This window comes from Azospirillum formosense (genome assembly GCF_013340925.1).
Lineage (GTDB): Bacteria > Pseudomonadota > Alphaproteobacteria > Azospirillales > Azospirillaceae > Azospirillum > Azospirillum formosense.
In genome coordinates this window covers 1-794 of record NZ_WHOR01000536.1, presented here as the reverse complement: position 1 = coordinate 794, position 794 = coordinate 1, and the positions used below count along the sequence as shown (strand labels likewise).

At 69.6% G+C, this 794-nt stretch carries 2 protein-coding genes; both read right to left on the bottom strand.

What is annotated here, in order from left to right; translation table 11 throughout:
- Positions 1 to 22: 22 nt before the first annotated feature.
- On the bottom strand, positions 23 to 349 hold the full coding sequence (locus GBZ26_RS29670; RefSeq protein WP_174441838.1) for a hypothetical protein: 327 nt from the start codon (positions 347 to 349) through the stop codon (positions 23 to 25).
- A gap of 24 nt (positions 350 to 373) precedes the next feature.
- Positions 374 to 794: OmpA family protein (locus GBZ26_RS29665; protein WP_174441837.1), on the bottom strand; the 421-nt coding region annotated here is incomplete at its 5' end.

The following is a 794-nucleotide window of genomic DNA, read 5'->3' as shown; positions in this document are numbered from 1 at the left end:
GGGAGGGGGCAAGGCACTCAACTCATTCCTTCGGGCTCAACAGGCACGACGTCCGGTTCCGCGTCACGATGGCCAGGCTGTTCTCCGGTTCGCCCGCCCGGCGGAAGCGCAACGCGTTCAACTGGCTGGCGACGCTGAGCGACAGGACGTTCAGATCGCTCTCGTCGATGATCTTCTCGCCATCCTGCCAGCACTGGATGCGCACGCGGCCCTTGGGGACCCCGACGTCGAGGCCGCCGGGCTGCACGCCCGCGTCGCTGCTCTTCTTGCGGACCACCGTCGCGTCGGCGACGCCCCCGACGAAAGGGAGCGCCGCGATCGCCACCAGGAGAAGGAGTTTCCGGACCATGGCGCGCCCTCCCTTCCCACTCGATCACTGGATGGGCCGGAACTCGACGCGCCGGTTGCGGCTGTCGGTCGGGTCGGGGGTCAGCGGCTGGCTCTTGCCCAGGCCGGCGATGGCGATCCGCTGCGGCTCGATGTGGTGGACGCGCACCAGATACTCGCCGACCGACACGGCCCGGCGCTCGGAGAGGGCGAGGTTGTACTGCTCGCTTCCCACGGCGTCGGTGTGCCCTTCGATGACGAGGCGGAGCTGCGGGTCCTGCGACATCAGCCCACCGACCGCGTCGACGTAGGAATAGAACTCCTTCGGGATGTCGGCGGAGTTGAAGGCGAAGTTGATGCGGAACCCGAAACCGTTGGTCGGGCGGGTCTCCGCCGGGGTTTCCGGCGCGGAGAGGGTGGCCGGCTGCACACCGTTGGACCGGCGCGGGGCGGCCGGCGGCGGGGCG